Origin of the sequence: Pseudomonas sp. RC3H12 (genome assembly GCF_018596375.1) — a bacterium.
Taxonomy (GTDB): domain Bacteria; phylum Pseudomonadota; class Gammaproteobacteria; order Pseudomonadales; family Pseudomonadaceae; genus Aquipseudomonas.
Genome location: NZ_CP075595.1, coordinates 5,620,001 through 5,642,912 on the forward strand (window position 1 = coordinate 5,620,001; position 22,912 = coordinate 5,642,912).

The following is a 22,912-nucleotide window of genomic DNA, read 5'->3' on the forward strand; positions in this document are numbered from 1 at the left end:
CGATCCCGCTTGGCTCCACCACTCTTTCAGGTTTCGCAGCACTGCTCAGAACTTAGAAATGAACATTCGGCAATGAATGTTGATTTCTGACTTTTGTCAGATCGTTCTTTAAAAATTCGGATATGTGATAGAAATAGACTGAACACCCGTTTCACTGCGGGTGGATCAGGCTAAGGTAAAATTTGTGAGTTCTGCTCGAAAGAGCGACGTGCGAATTTTCGGCGAATGTCGTCTTCACAGTATAACCAGATTGCTTGGGGTTATATGGTCAAGTGAAGAAGCGCATACGGTGGATGCCTTGGCAGTCAGAGGCGATGAAAGACGTGGTAGCCTGCGATAAGCTTTGGGGAGTCGGCAAACAGACTGTGATCCAGAGATCTCTGAATGGGGGAACCCAGCCAGCATAAGCTGGTTATCTTGTACTGAATACATAGGTGCAAGAGGCGAACCAGGGGAACTGAAACATCTAAGTACCCTGAGGAAAAGAAATCAACCGAGATTCCCTTAGTAGTGGCGAGCGAACGGGGACCAGCCCTTAAGCTGGTTTGAGATTAGTGGAACGCTCTGGAAAGTGCGGCCATAGTGGGTGATAGCCCCGTACACGAAAATCTCTTGCCAGTGAAATCGAGTAGGACGGAGCACGAGAAACTTTGTCTGAACATGGGGGGACCATCCTCCAAGGCTAAATACTACTGACTGACCGATAGTGAACCAGTACCGTGAGGGAAAGGCGAAAAGAACCCCGGAGAGGGGAGTGAAATAGAACCTGAAACCGTATGCGTACAAGCAGTGGGAGCCTACTTTGTTAGGTGACTGCGTACCTTTTGTATAATGGGTCAGCGACTTATATTCAGTGGCGAGCTTAACCGAATAGGGGAGGCGTAGCGAAAGCGAGTCTTAATAGGGCGCTTTAGTCGCTGGGTATAGACCCGAAACCGGGCGATCTATCCATGGGCAGGTTGAAGGTTAGGTAACACTGACTGGAGGACCGAACCGACTACCGTTGAAAAGTTAGCGGATGACCTGTGGATCGGAGTGAAAGGCTAATCAAGCTCGGAGATAGCTGGTTCTCCTCGAAAGCTATTTAGGTAGCGCCTCATGTATCACTGTAGGGGGTAGAGCACTGTTTCGGCTAGGGGGTCATCCCGACTTACCAAACCGATGCAAACTCCGAATACCTACAAGTGCCGAGCATGGGAGACACACGGCGGGTGCTAACGTCCGTCGTGAAAAGGGAAACAACCCAGACCGTCAGCTAAGGTCCCAAAGTCATGGTTAAGTGGGAAACGATGTGGGAAGGCTTAGACAGCTAGGAGGTTGGCTTAGAAGCAGCCACCCTTTAAAGAAAGCGTAATAGCTCACTAGTCGAGTCGGCCTGCGCGGAAGATGTAACGGGGCTCAAACCATGCACCGAAGCTACGGGTATCACCTTTAGGTGATGCGGTAGAGGAGCGTTCTGTAAGCCTGTGAAGGTGAGTTGAGAAGCTTGCTGGAGGTATCAGAAGTGCGAATGCTGACATGAGTAACGACAATGCGAGTGAAAAACTCGCACGCCGAAAGACCAAGGTTTCCTGCGCAACGTTAATCGACGCAGGGTTAGTCGGTCCCTAAGGCGAGGCTGAAAAGCGTAGTCGATGGAAAACAGGTTAATATTCCTGTACTTCCAGTTATTGCGATGGAGGGACGGAGAAGGCTAGGCCAGCTTGGCGTTGGTTGTCCAAGTTTAAGGTGGTAGGCTGAGATCTTAGGCAAATCCGGGATCTTAAGGCCGAGAGCTGATGACGAGTGCTCATTAGAGCGCGAAGTGGTTGATGCCATGCTTCCAAGAAAAGCTCCTAAGCTTCAGATAACTGGGAACCGTACCCCAAACCGACACAGGTGGTTAGGTAGAGAATACCAAGGCGCTTGAGAGAACTCGGGTGAAGGAACTAGGCAAAATGGCACCGTAACTTCGGGAGAAGGTGCGCCGGTGAGGGTGAAGCACTTGCTGCGTAAGCCCACGCCGGTCGAAGATACCAGGCCGCTGCGACTGTTTATTAAAAACACAGCACTCTGCAAACACGAAAGTGGACGTATAGGGTGTGACGCCTGCCCGGTGCCGGAAGGTTAATTGATGGGGTTAGCGCAAGCGAAGCTCTTGATCGAAGCCCCGGTAAACGGCGGCCGTAACTATAACGGTCCTAAGGTAGCGAAATTCCTTGTCGGGTAAGTTCCGACCTGCACGAATGGCGTAACGATGGCGGCGCTGTCTCCACCCGAGACTCAGTGAAATTGAAATCGCTGTGAAGATGCAGTGTATCCGCGGCTAGACGGAAAGACCCCGTGAACCTTTACTATAGCTTTGCACTGGACTTTGAGCTTGCTTGTGTAGGATAGGTGGGAGGCTTTGAAGTGGGGACGCCAGTTCTCATGGAGCCATCCTTGAAATACCACCCTGGCAACCTTGAGGTTCTAACTCAGGTCCGTTATCCGGATCGAGGACAGTGTATGGTGGGTAGTTTGACTGGGGCGGTCTCCTCCCAAAGAGTAACGGAGGAGTACGAAGGTGCGCTCAGACCGGTCGGAAATCGGTCGTAGAGTATAAAGGCAAAAGCGCGCTTGACTGCGAGACACACACGTCGAGCAGGTACGAAAGTAGGTCTTAGTGATCCGGTGGTTCTGTATGGAAGGGCCATCGCTCAACGGATAAAAGGTACTCCGGGGATAACAGGCTGATACCGCCCAAGAGTTCATATCGACGGCGGTGTTTGGCACCTCGATGTCGGCTCATCACATCCTGGGGCTGAAGCCGGTCCCAAGGGTATGGCTGTTCGCCATTTAAAGTGGTACGCGAGCTGGGTTTAGAACGTCGTGAGACAGTTCGGTCCCTATCTGCCGTGGACGTTTGAGATTTGAGAGGGGCTGCTCCTAGTACGAGAGGACCGGAGTGGACGAACCTCTGGTGTTCCGGTTGTCACGCCAGTGGCATTGCCGGGTAGCTATGTTCGGAAGAGATAACCGCTGAAAGCATCTAAGCGGGAAACTTGCCTCAAGATGAGATCTCACTGGAGCCTTGAGCTCCCTGAAGGGCCGTCGAAGACTACGACGTTGATAGGTTGGGTGTGTAAGCGCTGTGAGGCGTTGAGCTAACCAATACTAATTGCCCGTGAGGCTTGACCATATAACACCCAAGCAATTTGCGCTGAGGCCAAATTGTGGTGGTGAAGACGAAACGAACCGAAAGTTCGCGACGAACCACACATATCGCATATCCGAATTGGCTGGCATGTCTGCAAAGACGTACTGGCAACCGAATTTCTTGACGACCATAGAGCATTGGAACCACCTGATCCCATCCCGAACTCAGCAGTGAAACGATGCATCGCCGATGGTAGTGTGGGGTTTCCCCATGTGAGAGTAGGTCATCGTCAAGATTCATTTCGCAAAACCCCTATCTGCGCGAGCAGGTAGGGGTTTTGTCTTTGTGCCCGGAAAACTCATGGCCTGACCGGGCAGCATCGCGAGACCCCGCCTGCTGTCTCCGTGATAAGGTTTCCCGTCAGCATCAACCGCATTCCCGAGAGCACCTATGCCGCAGACCACCTCACTCCACCCGGGTTTCATGATCGTCCAGGGCAATCGCCTGGACGAGCTGCGCAATCTGGTGGTGAGCGTGATGCGCCGCTATCCCCTCGCGCCGCTGGAGAACGAGATTGCGCTGGTACAGAGCAACGGTATCGCCCAATGGCTGAAACTGGCGCTGGCCGAGGACCCGCAAGACGACGATCAGGGCGGTTGCGGCATCGCCGCTGCCATCGATGTGCAGCTTCCAGGCAGCTTCATGTGGCAGCTGTACCGCCGCGTGTTGGGCCGAGATGAAATCCCCGAGGTTTCGTTGCTCGACAAGGCTCCTCTGACCTGGCGCCTGATGCGTCTGCTCCCGGAAGTGATCGAGCGCCCGCACTTCGAACCGCTGCGCCGCTTCCTCACCGACGACAGCGACCTGCGCAAGCGTTACCAGCTAGCTGAGCGCCTTGCCGACCTGTTCGACCAGTACCAGGTCTACCGCGCCGACTGGTTGAAGGACTGGGCAGATGGTGCCCATGTACTCAATACCGCCCGTTGCGAGCGCAAGCCCTTGGCTGCTGGCAATCGCTGGCAGGCCGAGCTGTGGCGGCTCCTGCTCGAGGACGTGGGCGAGGAGGGCATGGCCCAGAGCCGAGCCGGTGTGCACCAGCGCTTCATCGAACGTATCAACAGCCTGGAGCAGGCGCCCCCAGGGCTGCCGGCGCGATTGATCGTGTTCGGCATTTCGTCGCTGCCGGCACAGATTCTGGAAGCCCTGGCAGGTCTTGCCCGTTTCAGCCAGGTGCTGCTGTGCGTGCACAACCCCTGTCGTCACCACTGGGGCGATATCGTCGCCGACAAGGACCTGCTGCGGCACCAGTACAAACGCCAGCAACGCAAGCAGGGCATGCCTTTGCAGCTGGACGACGAACTGCTGCATCAGCATGCCCATCCGCTGTTGGCGGCCTGGGGCAAGCAGGGGCGCGACTACATCAACCTGCTCGACAGCTACGACGACCCAGGCAGCTACCAGAATGTCTTCAGCGAAGGCCGTATCGACCTGTTCAGTGATGCACAACCCGAGACCCTGCTCAACCAGCTGCAGGACGATATCCTCGAGCTGCGGCCTTTGGCCGAGACGCGTACGCAATGGCCAGCAGTCGATCCGGCCAAGGACCGCTCCGTGCGCTTCCACCTGGCCCATAGCCCGCAGCGCGAAGTCGAGATCCTCCACGACCAGTTACTCGCCCGCTTCAGCGCCGACCCGACCCTGCGCCCGCGCGACGTCATCGTCATGCTGCCGGCCATCGACACCTACGCACCGCATATCCGTGCCGTGTTCGGCCAGCTCGATCGCAACGACCCGCGCTACATCCCCTTCACCCTGACCGACCAGGGCCAGCGTGGTCGCGACCCCTTGCTGATTGCGCTGGAGCACCTGCTCAAGCTGCCCGACAGCCGCTTTGCCGTCAGTGAAGTTCTCGATCTGCTGGATGTACCGGCCGTGCGCGCCCGTTTCGCCATCCAGGAAGGCGACCTGCCGACGCTGCATCGCTGGATCGAAGGGGCGGGTATCCGCTGGGGGCTGAGTGCCGAACAGCGCGCCAGCCTGGGGCTGCCGGAAGGACTGGAGCAGAACAGTTGGCGATTCGGCCTGCGCCGGATGTTGCTGGGGTACGCGGTCGGGGTGGGCGAAGGCTGTGACGGCATCGAGCCTTATGACGAGATTGGCGGCCTCGATGCCGCATTGATCGGGCCGCTGGTCGCCTTGCTCGATGCCCTGGAGGTCGCTTGCCAGGCCCTGACCCAGCCGGCCTCTGCGCCAGACTGGGGCGCACGGCTGCACGCCCTGCTGCAGATCTTCTTCCTGGCCGAGAACGAACACGATGAGCTGCTCCTGGTGCAACTGCAGGATCTGCGCGACACCTGGCTGGAGACTTGCGAGGCGGTGGGCCTGCAAGACCTGCTGCCGCTCACGGTGGTGCGCGAGGCCTGGCTGTCGGGGTTGGACCAGGGCAAGTTGTCGCAACGCTTCCTTGCCGGTTCCGTGAACTTCTGCACCCTGATGCCCATGCGCGCCATCCCGTTCCGTGTGGTCTGCCTGCTGGGCATGAACGATGGTGACTATCCACGCGCCCAGCCGCCCCTGGACTTCGACCTGATGGCCAGCGACTATCGTCCGGGCGATCGCTCCCGGCGAGAGGATGACCGTTACCTATTGCTCGAAGCCTTGCTGTCGGCACGTGACCAGCTCTATGTCAGCTGGGTCGGGCGCAGTATCCGCGACAACAGCGAGCGTCCAGCCTCGGTGCTGATCGGGCAACTGCGCGATCACCTGGCCGCCGGCTGGCAGCTCGCCGGTGCCAAGGCCGGGTTGCGCGATGACGCTGGACAGCAGTTGCTGCATGCGTTGACCCAGGAGCATCCGCTGCAGCCGTTCAGCCAGCGCTATTTCCAGAAAGGCAGCCCGCTGTTCAGTTTTGCCCATGAGTGGCTGGCCTTGCATCAGGCCGAGGACGGCGCAGCGACCGCCGCTATCGGGCTGTCGCCCTACGTCAGCGATGAACCGCTGAACCTGGTGCAGCTTCAGGACTTCCTGCGCCACCCGGTACGGCATTTTTTCAGCCAGCGCCTGAAAGTGTTCTTCGAAACGTTGGAAGCGCCGACGCCGGACGAAGAACCCTTCGTCCTGGATGCCCTGCAACGCTATGGCCTGAGTGAAAGCCTGCTCGGCGCCGCGCTGGCCGACCCCGACAACGCTGAGCGAGCCCTGCAAGCCCAGGCCCGGAGGCTGCAGGCCTGCGGGCTGCTGCCGTTGGCCGGGTTCGGTGAGGCCTTGCAGGCGGAGCTGATCCAGCCGCTGCCGGACTTGCTGCAACGCCATCGACAGTTGCTGCAGCGCTGGCCGACGCTGGTCGAGGGTGCCCTGCCGATTCACTTCGAACAGGGCGCGCAGCGCCTGGAAGGCTGGCTCGGTCGTGTGTACCAGGGCGAAGACCAAAGCCTGCTGAGCATCGCCACCGTGCCCAATACCCTCAGTGCCGGGCGCAACAGCCTGAAATGGCATCGCCTGATTCCGGCCTGGGTCATGCACCTTGCCGCCTGCGCCTCGGGCTATCCGCTGCACAGCGCGTTGGTGGCCAGCGACCTGACCTTGCTGCTGGCACCGCTGCCGCAGGCCGATGCGACGCAGCGCCTGGGCGAGCTGCTGGTGGCACGCCAGGCGGGGATGAACGCGCCCTTGCCCGTCGCGGCCAAGACCGCCTTCGCCTGGCTGGCCCAGGAGGACCCGGACAAGGCCCTGGCTGCCGCGGCCCGGGCCTACGAAGGTGACGGTCAGAACAGCTTTGGCGAGCGCAGCGAGAGCCTGGCCCTGGCCCGTCAATACCGTGACTTCGCCGCACTGGCCCTCGAGGAAACCTTCGAGGGTTGGTGCGAAACCCTGTATCGCCCCTTGTTCGCGGCGCCCTGGCAAACCCTGGGTAACCCGGAGAGCGCCCAATGACCCAAGCCCGCCCCCTGGCGCTGAGCTTTCCTTTGCACGGCAGCCAACTGATCGAGGCCAGCGCCGGCACCGGCAAGACCTTCACCATCTCGGCCCTGTACCTGCGCCTGATCCTCGGGCATGGCGGCGAGCAGGGCTTTGCCCGCGAGCTGCTGCCGCCGCAGATCCTGGTGGTGACCTTCACCGATGCGGCAACCAAGGAACTGCGCGAGCGTATCCGTGCGCGCCTGGCTGAAACGGCGCGCTTTTTCCGCGGCGAGCTCGAGGACGCCGACCCCTTGCTGCACCTGCTGCGCGAGGATTATCCACCGGCGCACTGGCCACGCTGTGCCAACCGTCTGGAAATCGCCGTGCAATGGATGGACGAAGCGGCGGTGTCGACCATCCACGGCTGGTGCCAGCGCATGTTGCGCGAGCATGCGTTCGACAGTGGCAGCCTGTTCACCCAGAGCCTGGAAACCGATCACAGCGAGTTGCTGGGCCAGGTCATGCGCGACTACTGGCGGCGCTTCTGCTACTGCATGCGTGGCGAGTCGCTGGCCTGGGTGCGTGGCAACTGGGGCAGCCCCGATGCCTTGTTGCCAAGGATCAGGCCACTGTTCGGCCGAGTGCGTGGCCAGGTGGACGATCAGGAGCCGCAAGCCTTGATCGAGGCGACCCTGCGCCAGCGCACCGAGCAGTTGGCCCAGCTCAAGGCCCCTTGGGCCGCCTGGGCGGATGAGTTGCAGCAGATCTGCCGCGATGCCGTGGCGGCCAAGCAGGCGGATGGGCGCAAGTTGCAGGCCCGCTACTTCGAGCCCTGGTTCGACAAGCTGCGCGCCTGGGCCGGTGATGAGCAGGCCATGGAGCTGGACCTGGGCACCGGCTTTACCCGCCTTACCCCGGCGGGCATGGCCGAAGCGTGGAAGGCCGGCGAGCCGCCGCAGCACCCGGCGCTGCACGCCATGGCGGCCCTGCGTGAACAGTTGCAGGGGCTGGCCAGCCCCGATGCGCGCCTTCTGGAGCATGCTGCCGCCTGGGTTTCGGCGCGCTTCGAGGTGGAGAAGCGTCGACGCGCCGAAATGGGCTTCGACGACATGCTGCTGCGCCTTGAGCATGCCCTGGGCAGCGATGCCGGCGAGCGCCTGGCCGCGTTGATCCGCGAGCAGTTCCCGGTCGCGTTGATCGACGAGTTCCAGGACACCGACCCCGTCCAGTACGGCATCTTCGAACGCATCTACCGTATCAGCGAGAACAACCCGGACACCGGCCTGTTCATGATCGGCGACCCCAAACAGGCGATCTACGCCTTCCGCGGCGCCGACATCTTCACCTACCTGGCCGCGCGCCGCGCCACCGCCGGGCGCCTGCACAGCCTGGACACCAACTACCGCTCCAGCCAGGCCATGGTCGCGGCGGTGAACCGGGTATTCCTCCAGGCCGAGGAGCGTGCCGAGGGCCGTGGGGCATTCCTGTTCCGGGCCCATGGCGATAACCCGCTGCCTTTCGTCGAAGTACGCGCCAAGGGCCGTGGCGAGCAATTGCTGGTGGCCGGTCAGCCGAGCGCAGCCCTTTGTTGCTGGCAACTTGAAAGTGATGAGCCGGTCTCCAGTACTTTGTATCGCCAGCAGCTGGCGGCCAGTTGCGCGAGCCATATCGTCGAACTGCTCAATGGCGGGCAGCAAGGCGTCAGTGGTTTCGCTGATGCTGCTGGCAAGCTGCGGCCCTGCTTGCCTTCCGATATCGCCATCCTGGTGCGCGACGGCCGCGAGGCCCAGCTGATCCGCGCCGAGCTGGCCGCCCGCGATGTGCGCAGTGTGTACCTGTCGGACAAAGATTCGGTGTTCGCCGCCCAGGAGGCCCACGACCTGCTGGCCTGGCTCAAGGCCTGCGCCGAGCCGGACTCGGAGCGCCTGCTCAAGGCCGCCCTGGCCAGCCTGACCCTCGACCTGCCGCTGGTCGAACTGGAGCGCCTGAACCAGGACGAGCGGGTCTGGGAGAGCTGGGTCATGCGTTTCCGCCGCTACCGCGACATCTGGCAACGCCAGGGCGTGCTGCCGATGCTGCGCCGCCTGCTGCATGACTTCCAGCTGCCCCGCGCGTTGATGGGCCGCAGTGACGGCGAACGCGTGCTGACCAACCTGCTGCACCTGGCCGAGCTGTTGCAGCAGGCGGCGGGCGAGCTGGATGGCGAGCAAGCGCTGATCCGTCACCTTACCGAGCACCTGGCCAACGCCGGGCAAGCGGGCGAGGAGCAGATCCTGCGCCTGGAAAGCGACGAGCAACTGGTCAAGGTGGTGACCATCCACAAATCCAAGGGCCTGGAGTACCCGCTGGTGTACCTGCCTTTCATCTGCACCAGCAAACCGGTGGACGGCCAGCGCCTGCCCCTGGGCTGGCATGATGACCAAGGCGTGGCGCACCTGACCCTGACGCCGAATGCCGAGCAGATCGAGCGCGCCGACGACGAGCGCCTGGCCGAGGACCTGCGCTTGCTCTACGTCGCCCTGACCCGTGCCCAATACGCCTGCTGGCTGGGCGTCGCCGACCTCAAGCGCGGTACCCAGCGCAGCTCGCAACTGCACCGTTCGGCACTGGGTTACCTGCTCGGCGGCGGGCTGCCATTGCCTTCCTCCAGCCAGCTGGGCGAGTGGCTCCAGGCACTGGCAGCGAGCAACCCGGCCATCAGCCGGGAGGCGCTGCCCGAAGTACAGACACAGAGCTATCGCACGCCGGACAGCCAGCGCGAACTCCTGCCGCCGCGCAAGCCACGGCGTGCCGCCGCGGAACACTGGTGGATTGCCTCCTACAGTGCCCTGCGGGTGGGCGACCAGACGCTGATCGCCGACAGCTCCCAGGCCCAGCAACTGCTGGACGACGAGGTGCTGGACAGCCAGCTGCTGCGCGAGGTCCCGGCCGAGGCGGGCGATATCCACCGCTTCCCCCGTGGGCCGAACCCGGGGACCTTCCTCCATGGCCTGCTCGAATGGGCGGGTCGCGAAGGTTTCGCCGAGATCGGCTGCCAGGCCGAGGTGATCGAGCGCACCGTGGGGCGGCGCTGCAATCGACGCGACTGGACCGGCTGGATCCCCACGCTGACGCAGTGGCTGCAGCAACTGCTGCTGCAACCCATGCCGTTGCAGGGTGCCACCCTGACCCTGGCGCAACTGAACCAATACCAGATCGAAATGGAGTTCTGGTTCGCCAGCCACCAGGTCGACGCGCTGCGCCTCGACTACCAGGTGACGCGCCATACCCATGGCGGCGCGGCGCGCCCGGCCGCGCAGCCGACCTTGCTCAATGGCATGTTCAAGGGCTTCATCGACCTGGCGTTCGAGCTCGATGGGCGCTACTACGTGGCCGACTACAAGTCCAACTGGCTTGGCCCCGACGCCGAAGCCTATGGCGACCTGGCGATGGAGCAGGCGATCCTCGAGCACCGCTACGACCTGCAGTACGTGCTCTACCTGCTGGCCCTGCATCGCCAGCTGCGTGCCCGCCTGCCTGACTACGACTACGATCGGCATGTCGGTGGCGCCGTGTTCATCTTCCTGCGCGGCGTCACGTCGGCGGGCCACGGGCTGTATCATGCGCGGCCACCCCGGGCGCTGATCGAGCAGCTCGATGCGATGTTCCGGGGTGAGAAAGAACCTGAACAACAGGACCTGTTTGCCGGAGCCGCGCCATGAGCCGCAACCTCGATGACCTGCTGCCCACGCCGTTGCAGGCGGAGCATCTGAGCGCCCTGGCGCCGCTGAGCGCCAGCCAGGACCTGCTGGCGTTGCTCGATCGTTGGGTCGAGCGCGGTTGGTTGCGTGCCCTGGACCGGGCCTTCGTGAGCTTTCTCGAGGAGCGGGCGCCAGGCAGTGATCCTTTGGTCCTGCTCGCTGCGGCGCTGGCCAGCCACCAGCTGGGGCATGGGCATGTCTGCCTGGACCTGCGCCAGACCCTCGCCGAGCCGGACTTCGCCCTGTCGCTGCCCCCGGAAGGCGATGCCCTGGCCGGACCGCTGCTGCTGCCTTCGCAACTGCTGGCCAGCCTTGACCTGGGCACCTGGCTGCAACGGATTGCCGAGAGCCCGCTGGTCGCGGCGGGCGATAGCGTCGAACAGCGCGCCCGGCCACTGGTGCTCAGCGCCGAGCGTTTGTACCTGCGCCGCTACTGGGCCTACGAGCGGCGGATCGACGGCGCCCTGCATGAGCGCCTGGCACGCCGTCAGCCTCAGCCCGCCGATCTGGCCCAGCGCTTGGCGCAACTGTTCGACGGCGGCTCGGCGGCCGGCGAGGTGGACTGGCAGAAACTGGCCTGCGCGCTGGCCACCCGAGCGGGTTTCAGTGTGATCACCGGCGGCCCCGGCACCGGCAAGACCACCACCGTGGTGCGCCTGCTGGCGTTGTTGCAGGGTCCGGCGGTCGAGCAAGGCCGACCGCTGCGTATCCGCCTGGCGGCACCGACCGGCAAGGCTGCGGCACGCCTGACCGAGTCCATCGGCCAGCAAGTCGAGCGCCTGCAGGTGGACGTTGAGGTCCGGGCGCAGATCCCCACCGAGGTCAGCACCGTGCACCGCCTGCTGGGCAGCCGCCCGGGCTCGCGGCATTTTCGCCATCATGCGGGCAACCCGTTGCCGCTGGACGTATTGGTAATCGATGAAGCTTCGATGATCGACCTGGAGATGATGGCCAACCTGCTCGATGCCCTGCCGCCCACTGCACGGCTGGTGCTACTGGGCGACAAGGACCAGCTGGCCTCGGTGGAAGCCGGGGCGGTGCTGGGCGATCTGTGCCGCGACGCCGAGGAAGGCTGCTACTGGCCGCAGACCCTGGCCTGGCTGGAGCAGGTGGGCGGGCAGTCGCTGGCGGGCATCGGCCTGAAACCGGGCGATGGCCAGCGCAATCCGTTGGCCCAGCAGATCGTGATGCTGCGTCATTCGCGGCGTTTCGGCGAAGGCAGCGGTATCGGCCAGTTGGCGCGCCTGGTCAATCGCCAGCAGGCGTTGGAGGCGCGGGCGCTGCTGGCGACCCGGCCTGCGGACGTTCATTGCCTGACCCTGGGCGGCGAACACGACAAGCGCTTCGATCGCCTGTTGCTCGACGGTCTTGGCCAGGGCGGCGAAGGGCCGCAGGGTTACCGTGGCTACCTGCGCACCATCGGCCGCTTGCGCCCGCCACCTGGCACGCCGGGCGACGATCCGCGCTGGGAGCGCTGGGCGGCCGAGGTACTGCAGAGCTTTGAAGCCTTCCAGCTGCTTTGCGCCGTGCGCAGGGGCGCCTGGGGCGTCGAAGGCCTGAACGAACGCGTGGCGCGGGTGCTGCACAATGCCGGGCTGATCGATAGCCAGCAACCCTGGTACGAGGGCCGCCCGGTACTGGTCACCCGCAATGACTACGGTCTCGGCCTGATGAACGGTGATATCGGCATTGCCCTGCGCCTGCCGGACGAGCAGGGCGAGGCGCTGCTGCGCGTGGCCTTCCCGCGCAACGATGGCAGCGGTGGGGTGCGCTTCGTCCTGCCCAGCCGGCTCAGCGAAGTGGAAACCGTGTTCGCCATGACCGTGCACAAGTCCCAAGGCTCGGAATTCAGCCATACCGCGCTGGTGCTACCCGATGCCTTGAACCCGGTGCTGACCAAGGAACTGGTGTACACCGGCATCACCCGCGCCAAGCAATGCTTCAGCCTGATTGAGCCGCGCGCCGGGGTGTTCGAGGAAGCGGTGGAGCGCAAGGTCAGGCGTGTCTCGGGGCTGATGCTGGAGCAAGTCTGACTCTGGAGTTCGCCGCCGATATGCTATCGTTGCGGCATTATCCGCAAACATTTTGTGAGATTTTCCCCCATGACTGTGGCTGTCTCGGTCTTGAGACGAGTGACGGGTTGTGCGCTCTCGCTGCTGATGGCCACACTGTTGTCGACCGGCGCTCCCGCCTGGGCGGGCACTGCCGTGTCGGACGCGCAGGCGCAGCAACGGGCCAGGGCCGTGACCCAGGTGGTACTGGGGATCCTCAGCTACGCACGCTGGCCTGCCGACCCCAACCCCTTGCGCCTGTGCCTGGTCGGCCCCACCGAGTACGCCGATGACTTGATCAAGGGCAACGTGCAGAACTCCGGGCAACCCCTGCAGGTGCGTCGTCTGCTGGCCGACGACCCGAGCGTGGCCAGCGCCTGCGATGCCATCTATCTGGGCAAGCTCGACAAGCTGGAGCGCGAGCGGCTGTTCCAGCGGGTCAACGGTCATCCGCTGCTGAGCATCAGCGAGGCCGATGACCCGTGCACGGTGGGTAGCCTGTTCTGCCTGCGGGTCAGCGACCAGCAGGTGGCGTTCGACGTCAACCTCGACTCGGTAGCGCGCAGCGGTGTGCGCATCCACCCCAGCGTGCTGCAGCTGTCGCGACGGCGGGCAGGGCAGCCATGAAGCGTTCAGCCAAGCGCTTCAGCCGGCCGACCCTGCGTGCCGTGCTCGGCCGTCGTCACCTGAGCGTGGCGCTGCTCGCCGCAGGCTTGGCCGGTGTGCTGGTGACCCTGCTCGGCGTGGCGGCGTTGCGCGTCTATGCCAATCACAACCTGCACCTGATCGCCCGCTCCATCAACTACACCGTCGAAGCTGCGGTGGTGTTCGACGACAGTGCCGCGGCCAATGAAGCACTGGCATTGATCGCCTCCACCGAGGAAGTCGCCGACGCCAAGGTCTACGACAACGATGGCGAACTGCTCGCCCATTGGCAGCGTGATACGCCCGGCGTGATGGCGCAGTTGCAGACCCTGGTGGCGCGCAGCCTGCTGGAAGAGCCGATCAACATGCCGGTGCAACACATGGGCCAGCGCGTCGGGCATATCGAGTTGACCGGACAGGGCGGTAGCCTGGTGCGCTTCCTGCTCAGCGGCCTGGTCGGGATCCTGGTGTGCACGGTGCTCAGTGCGGTGCTGGCGCTGTACCTGTCTCGGCGCCTGTTCGGCGACATCATCCGGCCCCTGCGCAACCTGGCCAGTGTTGCCCATGCGGCGCGGCGCGAGCGCAGTTTCGACCGCCGCGTGCCGGAAACCCAGATCGCCGAGCTCAACGAGCTGGGCAACGACTTCAATGCCCTGCTCGATGAGCTGGAGGTGTGGCAGAGCCACCTGCAAAGCGAGAACGAAACCCTCGCCCACCAGGCCAGCCACGACAGCCTGACCGGCCTGCCCAACCGCGCCTTCTTCGAAGGACGGCTGAGTCGCAGCCTGCGCAACGCCGCACGCACGGAAGATCACCTGGCCCTGTTGTTCCTCGACAGCGACCATTTCAAGCAGATCAACGACAGCCTCGGCCATGCGGTGGGTGACCAAGTGCTGATCAGCGTGGCCAGCCGGGTGCGTGCGCAACTGCGCGAGCATGACCTGGTGGCGCGCCTGGGCGGTGACGAGTTCGCCGTGCTGCTGACGCCGCTGCACTCGCGTGAGGATGCCAAGCGCATCGCCGAGAAAATCGTCGCCAGCATGAGGCTGCCGGTGCAGCTGGAGGACGGCAACAGCCTCACCACGTCGCTGAGCGTGGGAATAGCCTATTACCCGGACGACGGCCGTGACCCGGCCAGTCTGCTCAATGCCGCCGATGCGGCGATGTACCAGGCCAAGCGCAATCGCCGCGGCCATTGGCAAGTGGCACAGACGGAACGCTGTGCCAACGATGCAAAGAACAGGAGCTGAACCGTGACCAAGCGTTTTTCCCTACTGCGTTTCCCGTTATTCACCCTGCTGCTGGCGCTGTTCGCCCTCACCGGCTGCCAGAGCGTGCCGCCCAAGGGGCTGACACCCGAACAGGTCGCCGTGCTCAAGCGCGAGGGCTTCGCCCCGACCGATGACGGCTGGGCGTTCGACCTGTCCGGCAAGGTGCTGTTCGGCAGCGACCTGGACAGCCTCAACAGCCAGAGCGAGTCGATCGTCGAGCGCATCGGCAAGGCGTTGCTTTCGGTGGATATCCAGCGCGTGCGCATCGACGGCCACGCCGACGCCTCGGGCAAGGCCGCCTACAACCAGCAGTTGTCCGAGCGCCGCGCGCAGAGCGTGGCCAAGGCTTTGGCCGGCATCGGCATGCAGCCGCAGAACATCCAGACCCGCGGCATGGGCAGCAGCCAGCCGGTGGCGGACAACCGTACCGCCGCAGGGCGCATGGAGAATCGCCGCGTGTCGATCGTGGTGGGGTCGGAGTGATACCGACATCGCGGGGCAAGCCCCGCGATGATGCCTACCCTCAATCCCGAGCGAACTTCATCTCCCGCGTCTCCCCCATCAACAACGGCGCATTGGCCTCGGTCACCTCACGGATGTAATCCCACAGCAGGGTGATCCGCTTCAACTTGCGCAGGTCCTCCCGGCAGTACATCCAGAACTGCCGCGTCACCTCGATCTGCTTCGGCAGCACCGTCACCAGGCGTGGATCCTGCGCCGCCAGGAAGCACGGCAGGATCGCCAGCCCACGCCCCTGCAACGCTGCTGTGTACTGGGCGATCACGCTGGTGCTGCGCAGGTGCGCGTTGGCGTTGGGGATCAAGTTGGCCAGGTACAGCAACTCCGAGCTGAAGGCCAGGTCGTCCACGTAGCTGATGAACGGGTGGCGCCCCAGGTCGGCGATCTCTCGAATTGGCTCGTGGAGATCCAGGTAGTCCTGGGTGGCATACAGGCGCAGGCGATAGTCGCACAGCTTGCAGCACACGTAAGGACCGTGTTCCGGGCGCTCCAGGGCGATGACGATATCGGCTTCGCGCTTGGACAGGCTGATGAAGTGCGGCAACGGCAGGATGTCCACCGAGATCGCCGGCCAGGCATCGACGAAGTGGCTCAACTGCGGGGTGACGAAGAAGCTGCCGAAGCCTTCGGTGCAGCCCATGCGCACATGCCCCGACAATGCCACGCCCGAGCCCGAGACTTGCTCGCAAGCCATGTGCAGGGTGCTCTCGATCGACTCGGCATAGCCCAGCAGGCGCTGGCCTTCGGCGGTGAGGACGAAGCCGTTGGTCCGCGACTTCTCGAACAGCAAAGTGCCCAGCGCCCCTTCCAGTGAACCGATGCGCCGCGACACCGTGGTGTAGTCCACGGCCAGGCGCTTGGCCGCACTGCTGGCCTTGCGGGTGCGCGCTACCTCAAGAAAGAACTTGAGGTCGTCCCAGTTCAGCGCGCTCAGGGAGGTGAGGTCTTTTTGCATGATGATCCGGTTTTTTTGTGCATTCTTGTTGGATGTTTGCACATCTATACTCGAACTCAGCCCCTAAGCGCCACCCCGTGTTCGCTCCGGCGTAGGCGTCCTCGTTCCGACAATAATTCCAAGGAGAGCGCAGATGAACGCACCCCAGACGCCCGACCAGACCAAGGTCGAGCAGGTCAAGCTGCTGATCGACGGCCAATGGGTCGAGTCGAAGACCACCGAGTGGCGTGACATCGTCAACCCGGCCACCCAGCAAGTGCTGGCGCGGGTGCCGTTCGCTACCGTCGAGGAAGTGAACGCCGCGGTAGCCGCTGCCGAGCGTGCCTTCAAGACCTGGCGCGACACTCCCATCGGCGCGCGCATGCGCATCATGCTCAAGCTGCAGGCGCTGATCCGCGAACACAGCAAGCGCATCGCCGTGACCCTCAGCGCCGAACAGGGCAAGACCATCGCCGACGCCGAGGGCGATATCTTCCGCGGCCTGGAAGTGGTCGAGCACGCCGCCTCCATCGGCACCCTGCAGATGGGTGAGTTCGCCGAAAACGTCGCCGGCGGCGTCGACACCTATACCCTGCGCCAGCCGATCGGCGTGTGCGCCGGCATCACCCCGTTCAACTTCCCGGCGATGATCCCGCTGTGGATGTTCCCGATGGCCATCGTCTGCGGCAACACCTTCGTGCTCAAGCCATCCGAGCAGGACCCGCTGTCGACCATGATGCTGGTCGAGCTGGCGCTGGAGGCTGGCATCCCCGCCGGTGTGCTCAACGTGGTGCACGGTGGCAAGCAGGTGGTCGACACGATCTGTACCCACCAGGACATCAAGGCGATCTCTTTCGTCGGCTCGACCGAAGTCGGCACCCACGTCTACAACCTGGGCAGCCAGCACGGCAAGCGCGTGCAGTCGATGATGGGCGCCAAGAACCACGCCGTGGTGCTGCCCGACGCCAACCGTACCCAGACCATCAACGCTCTTGTCGGCGCCGCCTTCGGCGCGGCCGGCCAGCGCTGCATGGCCACCTCGGTGGCGGTGCTGGTGGGCAAGGCCCGCGAATGGCTGCCGGATATCAAGGACGCGGCCAGCAAGCTCAAGGTCAACGCCGGCAACGAGCCGGGCACCGATGTCGGCCCAGTGGTTTCAAAGCGCGCCAAGGAGCGCGTGCTGGGCCTGATCGAGAGCGGCATCAAGGAAGGCGCCAAGCTCGAACTGGACGGCCGTGACGTCAAGGTGCCGGGCTACGAGCAAGGCAACTTCGTCGGCCCGACCCTGTTCTCCGGGGTGAAGACCGACATGCAGGTCTACACCCAGGAAATCTTTGGCCCGGTGCTGGTGACCCTGGAGGTCGACACCCTCGACGAGGCCATCGCCCTGGTCAACGCCAACCCGTTCGGCAATGGCACCGGCCTGTTCACCCAGAGCGGCGCGGCGGCGCGCAAGTTCCAGAGCGAGATCGACATCGGCCAGGTCGGCATCAACATCCCGATCCCGGTACCGGTGCCGTTCTTCAGCTTCACAGGTTCCCGCGGTTCCAAGCTCGGCGACCTCGGCCCGTACGGCAAGCAGGTGGTGCAGTTCTACACTCAGACCAAGACCGTCACCGCCCGCTGGTTCGACGATGACAGCGTCAATGACGGTGTGAACACCACCATCAGCCTGCGCTAAGGAGCTCGTCATGCGTATCGCATTCATTGGCCTGGGCAACATGGGCGCGCCCATGGCCCGCAACCTGATCAAGGCCGGGCACCAGCTCAACCTGTTCGACCTGAACAAGACCGTGCTGGCCGAGCTCGCCGAGCTGGGCGGTCAGGTCAGCACCTCGCCCAAGGACGCCGCCGCCAACAGCGAGCTGGTGATCACCATGCTGCCGGCTGCCGCTCATGTGCGTGGCGTGTACCTGGACGAAGAAACCGGCGTGCTGGCCGGCATTCACCCCGGCACTCCGACCGTGGACTGCAGCACCATCGATCCGCAGACCGCCCGTGAGGTCTCCAAGGCCGCGGCGGCCAAGGGCATCGACATGGGTGATGCGCCGGTCTCCGGCGGCACCGGTGGCGCAGCCGCCGGCACCCTGACCTTCATGGTCGGCGCCAGCGCCGAGCTGTTCGCCACCCTCAAGCCGGTGCTGGAGCAGATGGGCCGCAATATCGTGCATTGCGGCGAAGTCGGCACCGGGCAGATCGCCAAGATCTGCAACAACCTGCTGCTGGGCATCTCGATGATCGGCGTGTCCGAGGCCATGGCCCTGGGCAATGCGCTGGGCATCGACACCAAGGTGCTGGCCGGGATCATCAACAGCTCGACCGGACGTTGCTGGAGTTCGGACACCTACAACCCGTGGCCCGGCATCATCGAGACTGCCCCGGCTTCACGGGGCTACACCGGCGGCTTCGGCGCCGAGCTGATGCTCAAGGACCTGGGGCTGGCCACCGAGGCCGCGCGCCAGGCGCACCAGCCGGTGATCCTGGGTGCCGTGGCCCAGCAGCTGTACCAGGCCATGAGCCTGCGCGGCGAGGGTGGCAAGGATTTCTCGGCGATCGTCGAGGGGTACCGCAAGAAGGATTGACCCGCGAGTGGACTTGATCGCGGATCGCATGGCCTTCCCCCTTGTAACTGCGCACCTTGGGGGAAGAGCATGCGATTCGCGATTTTTTTTTCGGCAGAACGGGCGTTTGGATCGTGGGAGCGGGCTTGCCCCGCGATGACTTCAAATCAGGCGACGGCGTTGTCCCGCCTGACGTCATCGCGGGGCAAGCCCGCTTGTATGGTTAGACTTGAAGGGGTGGTGGGACTAAATGCCCGATTCTGACTGTTCGCATCAGTACAGACCGTGGGAGACATCGCCCCACCCCTTCCACCAAAGCGCCGATAAAGAATGCATCGTTTGCAAGCGACGATAGAAGCAAGCCAGCGCCTCTTGGTGAAACCCCTTCAAGCCCAAAAACCATAACGTGAGGAAGCGCCCATGGCAATGCAGGTTGGCAAGCTGATCGTGGGTGCGGATGTCGCGAAAGCTGAACTGGTGATTCATCACGATGATCGCGATGAGGTCATCAGGCTGAAAAACTCCAAACTCGAAATCAAAAGATGGCTGAAGCGACAGCCCCTCAACACGGCTATTGCTGTTGAGGCGACTAATGTTTATCACCTCGATCTGGTTGAACTGGCTCATAGCCTGGGCTTCGAGGTGTATGTCATTGATGGATTCCAGCTGAGCAACTACCGGAAAAGCGTGGGTGGACGAGTAAAAACGGATCCTTCTGATGCTCGGCTGCTGTCCCGGTTTTTGAAAAACGAGGGGGAAGACCTTCGCCCTTGGACTCCTCCTCCCGCCGTCTACGGCAAGCTACAGAGCCTTCTTCGACGTAGATCGGCCTTGGTGACTGCTCGCACTGCAATGACGCAGAGCTGGGCTAATGAAGCCTTGTTGAAAGCCGCCTTCAAAACCTTTGTAAAATCCATAGACCGGCTGGATCTGCTGATCCAAAAGAAGATTAAGGAGGTGCTGCGAGAAGCTGGCCTGCACGAACAAGTTGCCCGCTGCCAAGCAATAGAGGGCATTGGTTTTCTCACCGCTACGGCATTGGTGATGGCCTTTATGCGGGGCGAGTTCAAAGGCAGTGACTCGTATATTGCATTCCTGGGAATGGATCTACGAGTCAGTGATTCAGGGCAGAAGAGTGGACGCCGCCGCCTGACGAAACGAGGCTGCTCGGAGATCAGGCGTCTATTGCATAACGCCGCCATGGCGGCGAGCCGATCGGCTGCTTGGAAAGACGTCTACGAACAGTATCGGAAAGCCGGTAAAGCAACGACACAAGCGCTGGTAATCCTGGCTAGAAAGCTTGCACGGGTGGCATTCGCCCTGATGAAAAATCAGGACGAATATGTCACCAAAGGTGGAAAACTGGCTTGCTGCAAACCATAGAATCTCCCACGATTACCGCTTCAGGCAAACACGAAGTACTTGCGCACCGTCTCGACCACTTCCCAGGTCCCTTTCATCCCCGGCTCGATCACGAACACATCCCCCGCCTTCAGATGCTTCGGCTCCTCGCCTTCCGGGGTGACGATGCAGTAGCCATCGAGGAAATGGCAGTACTCCCACTTCTCGTAGTTAACCTCGAACTTGCCCGGCGTGCAGATCCAGGTGCCCATGATCTTGCTGCCGTCGGCGGACAGGTAGGCGTTGAGGTTGACGGTGTGCGGATCGCCGCCGATGCGCTTCCACTTGGTCGCGTCGACCACCGGGGTCGGGCAGGTTTCGCGCAGGACGGTGATGAAATCGGACATGGCGTGGCTCCAGGTAACAGGTGAGATGACGCGTCACCATAGGGCCATCGACGTACGGGCAGTTGCCTGGGCTCGACGTCCAACTGCCTGCCTGCGCTATGCCGGCATCTGCGCCTTGCAGTAATAAACGTAAGCCGCCACCTGTTCGGGCCAGGCTGCAAGCTGCTCGGCAGCCTCGCCCAGGTAGGCGGCACGCGCATTGGCCAACACTTGGCGATAAGTCTGGGGCAGGCGTGGCAGCAACCAGTCGGCGGCCACGTCCTTGGCTGCGATATCTCCAGTTTCCAGGCTGTACCAGATACGCGCCAGAGCCAGGACCACGGTGCGCTCATCGCCGGTCCAGTCGTCAGGGCTGTTCCATTGCGCGAGGGTGTCACGCAATGCTCTGACCAGATCCTCCTGGGGAATGGGGTCAAACCACTGAACGGCGCTGGGCCCCAGCAGGCCAATACTATGTTGGCGGGCCTTTGTCAGCAAAATGGCCAGGTCGGGGTCGACCTGTGCCGGCTCCACTTCACCTGCCAGCAAGGGCGTGCGCAGCCATTCACCGAACTGCAGTTCACGCCGGGCAGGATAGCGCCAGGGATGAATCTCATCGTGAACCAGCAGCGTCACTTCGAGTGCTCGCAGGTCAGGGCGGCTGCCAGGTGGGGCCGAGACATCGAGCAGGTCGAGCATCAGCGCATGGCGCGCCTCAGGGGCCAATGGGCTCGCCACGGTCACCAGCAGGTCCAGATCGCTCTCGGGCTTCAGGCCACCGGCCACTGCGGACCCGTAAAGATGGATGGACAGCAGGTGCTCGCCCAGGTGTCGGGTGAGAACCTCCTGGGTTGCGTGCAGTTGAGCGTCGATCATGATGTGCGCCTCACGCCCACCAGTAACGCACGAAGTGGAAGAACACCGGCGCGGCGAAGCACACCGAGTCCATGCGGTCGAGCATGCCGCCGTGGCCTTCGATCATGTGGCCCCAGTCCTTCACTCCACGGTCGCGCTTGATCGCCGACATCACCAGCCCGCCGAAGAAGCCCATGGCATTGACCGTCAGCGCCATCAGCGCCGCCTGCCAGAAGGTAAACGGGGTGATCCAGCACAGCAGCGCGCCGACCAGGGTAGCCAAGGCCACGCCGCCGGCCAGGCCTTCGACGGTCTTCGACGGCGACAGGTTGGGTGCCACCTTGCGCTTGCCAAACAGCTTGCCGCAGACGTACTGCAGCACGTCGCTGATCTGTACCACCAGGATCAGCCAGGCGATCAGCAGCAGGTTGCGGCCTTCGTAGCCGGGGATGTCCAGGGTCATCAGCGCCGGCACCGAGGACACGCAGTACACCGCGATCATCAGGCCCCACTGCACCTTCGAGGCGCGCTCGAGAAAGCGCGTGGTGTCGCCGCCGAAGCTGGCGAGGATCGGCAGCAACAGGAACAGGTATACCGGGATGAAGATGCTGAACAGGCCGTACCAGTCCATGGCGATCAGCAGGTACTGCACCGGCAACGCTACGTAGAACGCCGCCACCAGGGCGGGGTAGTCGCTGCGTCGGGTCGGGGTGAGGGTCATGAACTCGCGCAGGGCGTAGAACGAGACGCCGTAGAACAGCACGATGACGCCGTACTTGCCGAACAGGAAGGCGATGCCGATCACCAGCACCATCACCCACCAGGCATTGATGCGCGCGTTGAGGTTGTCGATCACCGCATGCGGCGCGGGGCCGGCACGCCATTTGAGCAGGCGGCCGACGAGGCTGGCGAGCAGCAGCAGGGCGCCGATACCGGCGAACAGCGACAGGGTGTTGTGATCCATCTCAGGCTTCCTTCGGGGCCAGGTTCAGCAGGGCCTGGCGGGCCCGCTCGAGAAAGGCGTGCTTGGCTTCGTCCGGCTGCAGGTGCAGCGGCTCGCCGAAACTCAGGGTGCACAGCAGCGGCAGGGGGAGGGCCCGTCCTTTGGGCATGACCCGGTTGAGGTTGGCGATCCACACCGGCACCAGCTCCACCTGCGGGTTGGCCGAGGCCAGGTGGAACAGGCCGCTCTTGAAAGACAGCAGCGGGTCGTCGGTGAGGTTGCGGGTGCCTTCCGGGAAGAAGATCAGCGAGTCACCCTGGGCGAAGGCGTCCAGCACCGGTTGCAGCGGGTTGCCCTCGCTGGCCTGCTGGCGATCGATCAGCACGCCGTTGAACACCTGGCGGATCAGGAAATCGCGGATGCCAGGCTTGCACCAGTAGTCGGCGCCGGCCACTGGCCGGGTGCGGCGGCGCAGCGGCTCGGGCAGCGCGGCCCAGAGCAGCACGAAGTCGCCGTGGCTGCTGTGGTTGGCGAAGTACAGGCGCTGCACCGGTTGCGGCGTGCAGCCCAGCCACAGGGCGCGGGCGCCGGTGATCAGGCGGGCGGCGGAGGTGATGACGAAGGCAGTCAGGCTGGCGAGCATCGGGG

The 22,912-nt window shown here is 63.3% G+C and carries 14 protein-coding genes, 1 tRNA gene and 2 rRNA genes (1 of these 17 only partly in view); 12 read left to right on the top strand and 5 right to left on the bottom strand.

From position 1 onward, the window contains the following. From KHO27_RS25500 to yfiB, 9 genes are all read left to right on the top strand, one after another. Positions 1-21, top strand: a tRNA-Ala gene (locus tag KHO27_RS25500) (it extends 55 nt beyond the left edge of the window). A 245-nt stretch (positions 22-266) separates the two neighbouring features. Beyond that, positions 267-3,160: ribosomal RNA gene (locus KHO27_RS25505) — 23S ribosomal RNA — on the top strand. Between the two features lie 137 nt (positions 3,161-3,297). Next, a 5S ribosomal RNA gene (rrf, locus tag KHO27_RS25510) occupies positions 3,298-3,413 on the top strand. A 155-nt stretch (positions 3,414-3,568) separates the two neighbouring features. Beyond that, a complete protein-coding gene (recC, locus tag KHO27_RS25515) occupies positions 3,569-7,051 on the top strand; it encodes an exodeoxyribonuclease V subunit gamma (RefSeq protein WP_214500956.1) in 3,483 nt (1,160 codons plus the stop codon). Further along, positions 7,048-10,719, top strand: a complete 3,672-nt coding sequence (gene recB / locus KHO27_RS25520; RefSeq protein WP_214500957.1) for an exodeoxyribonuclease V subunit beta — start codon at positions 7,048-7,050, stop codon at positions 10,717-10,719. Before recC ends, recB begins: the two co-directional genes overlap by 4 nt. Further along, the gene (gene recD, locus KHO27_RS25525) at positions 10,716-12,791 is read left to right on the top strand and encodes an exodeoxyribonuclease V subunit alpha (protein ID WP_214500958.1); all 2,076 of its coding nucleotides are present in this window, start codon (positions 10,716-10,718) and stop codon (positions 12,789-12,791) included. The genes recB and recD overlap by 4 nt, the downstream gene beginning before the upstream one ends. Positions 12,792-12,860: 69 nt before the next feature. Further along, positions 12,861-13,436 carry a regulatory sequestration protein YfiR gene (yfiR, locus tag KHO27_RS25530; RefSeq protein WP_214500959.1) on the top strand — a complete coding sequence of 192 codons (576 nt, stop codon included), beginning with the start codon at positions 12,861-12,863 and terminating at the stop codon, positions 13,434-13,436. Then, complete coding sequence (dgcN, locus tag KHO27_RS25535; protein WP_214500960.1) at positions 13,433-14,704, top strand: diguanylate cyclase DgcN/YfiN; 1,272 nt, start codon at positions 13,433-13,435, stop codon at positions 14,702-14,704. Before yfiR ends, dgcN begins: the two co-directional genes overlap by 4 nt. Positions 14,705-14,707: 3 nt before the next feature. Beyond that, the gene (gene yfiB / locus KHO27_RS25540; protein WP_250888395.1) at positions 14,708-15,208 is read left to right on the top strand and encodes an outer membrane lipoprotein YfiB; all 501 of its coding nucleotides are present in this window, start codon (positions 14,708-14,710) and stop codon (positions 15,206-15,208) included. Positions 15,209-15,248: 40 nt separating this feature from the next. On the opposite strand, the gene KHO27_RS25545 is transcribed toward yfiB, so the two are convergent. Then, positions 15,249-16,199: a LysR family transcriptional regulator gene (locus KHO27_RS25545; RefSeq protein ID WP_110704058.1), complete on the bottom strand. Its 951-nt coding sequence runs from the start codon at positions 16,197-16,199 to the stop codon at positions 15,249-15,251. Between the two features lie 133 nt (positions 16,200-16,332). Here KHO27_RS25545 and KHO27_RS25550 point away from each other — a divergent pair, with 133 nt between their 5' ends. From KHO27_RS25550 to KHO27_RS25560, 3 genes are all read left to right on the top strand, one after another. Beyond that, on the top strand, positions 16,333-17,859 hold the full coding sequence (locus KHO27_RS25550) for a CoA-acylating methylmalonate-semialdehyde dehydrogenase (protein ID WP_102684567.1): 1,527 nt from the start codon (positions 16,333-16,335) through the stop codon (positions 17,857-17,859). A gap of 10 nt (positions 17,860-17,869) precedes the next feature. Then, a complete protein-coding gene (mmsB, locus tag KHO27_RS25555; protein ID WP_102684566.1) occupies positions 17,870-18,760 on the top strand; it encodes a 3-hydroxyisobutyrate dehydrogenase in 891 nt (296 codons plus the stop codon). Between the two features lie 399 nt (positions 18,761-19,159). Further along, on the top strand, positions 19,160-20,122 hold the full coding sequence (locus KHO27_RS25560; protein WP_214500825.1) for an IS110 family RNA-guided transposase: 963 nt from the start codon (positions 19,160-19,162) through the stop codon (positions 20,120-20,122). A 20-nt stretch (positions 20,123-20,142) separates the two neighbouring features. Here the strand turns inward: KHO27_RS25560 and KHO27_RS25565 are convergent, their stop codons facing one another. From KHO27_RS25565 to KHO27_RS25580, 4 genes are all read right to left on the bottom strand, one after another. After that, positions 20,143-20,487, bottom strand: a complete 345-nt coding sequence (locus tag KHO27_RS25565) for a cupin domain-containing protein (protein ID WP_023631693.1) — start codon at positions 20,485-20,487, stop codon at positions 20,143-20,145. 96 nt (positions 20,488-20,583) lie between these two features. After that, positions 20,584-21,342, bottom strand: a complete 759-nt coding sequence (locus tag KHO27_RS25570; RefSeq protein WP_110704060.1) for an aminoglycoside adenylyltransferase family protein — start codon at positions 21,340-21,342, stop codon at positions 20,584-20,586. 10 nt (positions 21,343-21,352) lie between these two features. Next, positions 21,353-22,285, bottom strand: a complete 933-nt coding sequence (locus tag KHO27_RS25575) for a phosphatidate cytidylyltransferase (protein ID WP_023631694.1) — start codon at positions 22,283-22,285, stop codon at positions 21,353-21,355. A 1-nt stretch (position 22,286) separates the two neighbouring features. After that, positions 22,287-22,907 carry a lysophospholipid acyltransferase family protein gene (locus KHO27_RS25580; RefSeq protein WP_110704062.1) on the bottom strand — a complete coding sequence of 207 codons (621 nt, stop codon included), beginning with the start codon at positions 22,905-22,907 and terminating at the stop codon, positions 22,287-22,289. Positions 22,908-22,912: the final 5 nt, after the last annotated feature.

What these genes read in the sequence shown, in the direction of transcription:
- KHO27_RS25580 (WP_110704062.1), bottom strand. Translation starts at nt 22,907, where the DNA reads ATGCTCGCCAGCCTGACTGCCTTCGTCATCACCTCCGCCGCCCGCCTG.
- dgcN (WP_214500960.1), top strand. Translation starts at nt 13,433, where the DNA reads ATGAAGCGTTCAGCCAAGCGCTTCAGCCGGCCGACCCTGCGTGCCGTG.
- recD (WP_214500958.1), top strand. Translation starts at nt 10,716, where the DNA reads ATGAGCCGCAACCTCGATGACCTGCTGCCCACGCCGTTGCAGGCGGAG.
- KHO27_RS25550 (WP_102684567.1), top strand. Translation starts at nt 16,333, where the DNA reads ATGAACGCACCCCAGACGCCCGACCAGACCAAGGTCGAGCAGGTCAAG.
- mmsB (WP_102684566.1), top strand. Translation starts at nt 17,870, where the DNA reads ATGCGTATCGCATTCATTGGCCTGGGCAACATGGGCGCGCCCATGGCC.
- KHO27_RS25570 (WP_110704060.1), bottom strand. Translation starts at nt 21,342, where the DNA reads ATGATCGACGCTCAACTGCACGCAACCCAGGAGGTTCTCACCCGACAC.
- KHO27_RS25560 (WP_214500825.1), top strand. Translation starts at nt 19,160, where the DNA reads ATGGCAATGCAGGTTGGCAAGCTGATCGTGGGTGCGGATGTCGCGAAA.
- KHO27_RS25575 (WP_023631694.1), bottom strand. Translation starts at nt 22,285, where the DNA reads ATGGATCACAACACCCTGTCGCTGTTCGCCGGTATCGGCGCCCTGCTG.
- KHO27_RS25545 (WP_110704058.1), bottom strand. Translation starts at nt 16,199, where the DNA reads ATGCAAAAAGACCTCACCTCCCTGAGCGCGCTGAACTGGGACGACCTC.
- yfiR (WP_214500959.1), top strand. Translation starts at nt 12,861, where the DNA reads ATGACTGTGGCTGTCTCGGTCTTGAGACGAGTGACGGGTTGTGCGCTC.
- recC (WP_214500956.1), top strand. Translation starts at nt 3,569, where the DNA reads ATGCCGCAGACCACCTCACTCCACCCGGGTTTCATGATCGTCCAGGGC.
- KHO27_RS25565 (WP_023631693.1), bottom strand. Translation starts at nt 20,487, where the DNA reads ATGTCCGATTTCATCACCGTCCTGCGCGAAACCTGCCCGACCCCGGTG.
- recB (WP_214500957.1), top strand. Translation starts at nt 7,048, where the DNA reads ATGACCCAAGCCCGCCCCCTGGCGCTGAGCTTTCCTTTGCACGGCAGC.